The sequence below is a fragment of the Saccharopolyspora sp. genome (assembly GCF_017434145.1).
GTDB classification, from domain to species: Bacteria; Actinomycetota; Actinomycetes; order Mycobacteriales; family Pseudonocardiaceae; genus Saccharopolyspora_C; species Saccharopolyspora_C galaxeae.
Genome location: NZ_JAFRFW010000741.1, coordinates 1 through 3,327 on the forward strand (window position 1 = coordinate 1; position 3,327 = coordinate 3,327).

Genomic DNA, 3,327 nt, shown 5'->3' on the forward strand with positions numbered 1-3,327 from the left:
CGCTCCGGTGCTCACCCGCGTGCTCGACGTGCGACACGCAGCCGACCAGCGGAGGTTCGCCGAGGAAGTACGGGGTTGGATTTCGGCGCCGCTGGCGGCGGTGTTCAACAACGCCGGTGTCGCGCTGAGTTCGACCGTGCGAGATGCGTTACCCGAAGACGAAGAATGGCTGCACGGCATCAACTTCCACGGCGTGGTCAACGGAACCCGCGCGTTCCTGCCACTTCTGTCCGAACAGGACGAAGGGGTCGTGGTGAACACCTCCAGCGTGTTCGGGCTGCTCGGCATGCCGCATCAAAGTGCCTACTGCGCGGCTAAATTCGCCGTCCGGGGTTTCACCGAATCGCTGCGCCACGAGCTGCGCGGCACCGGCGTGCGAGCGGTGACCGTCCATCCAGGAGGAATCACCACGAACATCGCCCGCAATGGGCGGATTCATCGGGATCCGCTCGGCATGGGCCGGACGCACGACCAGCTCGCCGACCAGTTCGAGTCGCTGACGATGACTTCACCGGACAAAGCCGCGCGGATCATCCACCACGGCGTCGAACGCGGCAAGGCGCGCATCCTGGTCGGCCCGGACGCCTACGCGTTGGACGCGCTCGTGCGGATCGCGCCGACGCAGTACTTGAACATCCTCGACGGACTCCGAGCCCGGCTACCGGAACGACTGAGGAAGGGCACGTGAGCGGTTTTCCAACGTGCTGTCCGCAGTGGACTGACATTGCGACGAGCGGACGACTCGCCGACCGCCTGGCGAGATTCTGCGCGGCGAAGCTCGGTGCGGTCCCGGTCACGCCGCTGTCCGGCCGGTTTCCCGCGCGGTCCGAATCGCCGACCTCCGTTGTACGGTAAAACCGATCCGGCCCGACATCGAAGGAGCGACGTGCAGCTGCGCGCGGTGGGCAAACGATACCGGCGAGGACCATGGGTGCTCTCCGGTGTCGATGCCGACCTACCGCCCGGTGAGCTCGTCGCGTTCCGCGGCGCCAACGGCTCCGGCAAGTCGACACTGCTGCGCATCGTGGCCGGAGCGAGCCGGCCCAGCAGCGGGCGGGTGCTGGGGCGCCCCGGCGAGATCGGGTCCGTCCCGGAACGCTTCCCAGCCGACGACCGCATGTCCGCCCGCGGCTACCTCACGCGCATGGGCCGCATCCGCGGACTGCGCGGGAAATCCGCGGGCAGCCGCACCGACGAGCTGCTGACCCGGCTGGCTCTGACCCGCGGTGCGGACCGCTCGCTGAGCACGTTGTCGAAGGGCAACGCACGCAAGGTCGCACTCGCCCAGGCGCTGCTGGTACCGCCCCGGTTGCTGGTGCTGGACGAGCCGTGGTCCGGTCTGGACGCCTCCGCGCAGGCCGAACTGGCCGGGATCATGCGGGAGATCGCCGATTCGGGCGGAGCGGTCGTGTTCACCGACCACCGCGAGTCGGTCGTGCGGACCAACGCCGACATCGTCTACCAGGTGACCGGCGGTCGCGTCGCCCTCGACAGGGATGCTGGGCAGGAGGCTCCGGCCCCGACCCGGCTGGTGCTGCGCGCCCCGAGCGGTCTCGTGCGCAGCGCGGAGTGGGAAGCCCGCGATGGCGTGCTGGACGTACAAGCCGACTCCGACCGCATCGTGGTGCACGTGAGCGCGTCGCACGCCGACCGGATCGTGCTATCGGCGCTGCACGACGGCTGGTCGCTGGTCACCGCAGCTCCGGCCGACCAAGGCGATCGGAGCACGCGATGATCGCGCTGGTCCGCTACATCACCGCCGTCGTGCTGCACTCGCAGCGGTTCCTGCCGCCGCTGATGCTCTTCGCAGGCGTCGCGATCATGTTCATCGCCGGAACCGGGACCAGTCCGGTCGTGGGCACCTACGGTGCCGTCGCCGGAGTGCTGTTCGCCTGCTCGACCTGGTTCACCCTCGTGCTGGTGGCCGCCGAGGACCCGGTCCGCCGCGAGATCACCGCGGTCAACGCGGGCGGTTTCCGCCGGGTTCTGATCGCGACCGTGCTGGTGGCACTCGCCGGTTGCCTGCTCGTCTCCGGGGTGCTGCTGGTGTCGGCACCGCTGTTCGCCGCGCATCCCATCGGGGCCGCAGAGCTCGCCGCGGGGTTCCTCGCCCAGTTCATCGCGGCCAGCACGGGTATCGCGGCCGGGCTGGTCAGTTCCCGGCTCGTCCTGCCCCGCGCCGGGCATTCGGTGCTCGCCGCACTGGCGCTGGTGGCGATCTTCCTGCTCGGGACGGGGTTGCCTCCGGTCAACCCGACCATCCGGCTGCTGGCGAACACGTCCGACGCGCCCGATGCGCTGGCGGGTACCGCGGCCTACGCCGGTGTCGCACTGCTCCTGCTGATCGGCGGCACGGTTGTCGCGCACCTCGTGTCGACCCGGCGGGACTGAGTCCGCGCCGATCAACCCGCCAGCCATCGCCCCTCGCTGCCCATGGACCACGAGCACCCCGCGCGACCACTAAGGTTCCGCGCATGGACGCGCGGCGCCGGATTCCAGCCACCGACCGCATCCTGAACGACCCGCAGGTCGCGGACGCGGTCGACCGGCTCGGGCACGAGCCGGTCAAGACGATCGTCCACGACGCGCAGGAACGCGCCCGGCTCGGCGAGATCGAACCGGATGCGGTGCTCGACGCGACGCTGGCCGCGCTGCCGGCGGCCGCGACCGGCCTGCGCCGGGTTCGCAACGCCACCGGAGTTCTGCTGCACACCAACCTCGGCCGCGCCGCGCTGTCGGAGGCCGCGCTCGAAGCGGTCGGCGCTGCGGCGGGCACCAGCGACGTCGAGCTGGATCTCGACAGCGGTCGGCGCGGGCCGCGCGGCCGGTCCACGACCTCGGCGCTGACCGAGGCGGTGCCTGCGGCCGGAGCCGCGCACGTGGTCAACAACGGCGCGGCCGCGCTGGCGCTGGTGGCCACCGCGCTCGCGGCCGGGCGCGAGATCGTGCTCGCCCGCGGCGAGATGGTCGAGATCGGCGACGGTTTCCGGATCCCGGAGCTGCTGACCTCGACCGGGGCGCGGCTGCGCGAGGTCGGCACCACCAACCGGGTCCGGCTGCGCGACTACGAAGCCGCGATCGGCCCGGACACCGGCTTCGTGCTCAAGATCCACCCGTCGAACTTCCGGGTCACCGGGTTCACCTCCAGCGTGCCGGTGCCGGCGCTGGCGCAGCTGCCGGTGCCGGTGGTCGCCGACATCGGTTCCGGGCTGCTGCGGCCGCATCCGGTGCTGCCGGACGAGCCGGACGCGCAGACCACCCTGGCCGGTGGCGCGGATGTGGTGACCGCGAGCGGGGACAAGCTGCTCGGCGGACCGCAGGCCGGAC

General features: G+C 71.2%; 4 protein-coding genes. All 4 read left to right on the plus strand.

Features of this window, described 5'->3' with window-relative positions; all coding sequences use genetic code 11:
- Positions 1-688, plus strand: a 688-nt coding sequence (locus tag IJH84_RS20195) for an SDR family oxidoreductase (protein WP_295147555.1), incomplete at its 5' end; no start/stop codon positions are given.
- Positions 689-886: 198 nt separating this feature from the next.
- The gene (locus IJH84_RS20200; RefSeq protein ID WP_295147558.1) at positions 887-1,735 is read left to right on the plus strand and encodes an ATP-binding cassette domain-containing protein; all 849 of its coding nucleotides are present in this window, start codon (positions 887-889) and stop codon (positions 1,733-1,735) included.
- Complete coding sequence (locus tag IJH84_RS20205) at positions 1,732-2,391, plus strand: hypothetical protein (protein WP_295147561.1); 660 nt, start codon at positions 1,732-1,734, stop codon at positions 2,389-2,391. Before IJH84_RS20200 ends, IJH84_RS20205 begins: the two co-directional genes overlap by 4 nt.
- An 83-nt stretch (positions 2,392-2,474) precedes the next feature.
- On the plus strand, positions 2,475-3,327 hold an 853-nt coding region (gene selA, locus IJH84_RS20210), incomplete at its 3' end, for an L-seryl-tRNA(Sec) selenium transferase (RefSeq protein ID WP_295147564.1).

Excerpts from the sequence above, each read along its gene's own strand:
- IJH84_RS20205 (WP_295147561.1), top strand. The coding sequence starts at position 1,732 with ATGATCGCGCTGGTCCGCTACATCACCGCCGTCGTGCTGCACTCGCAG.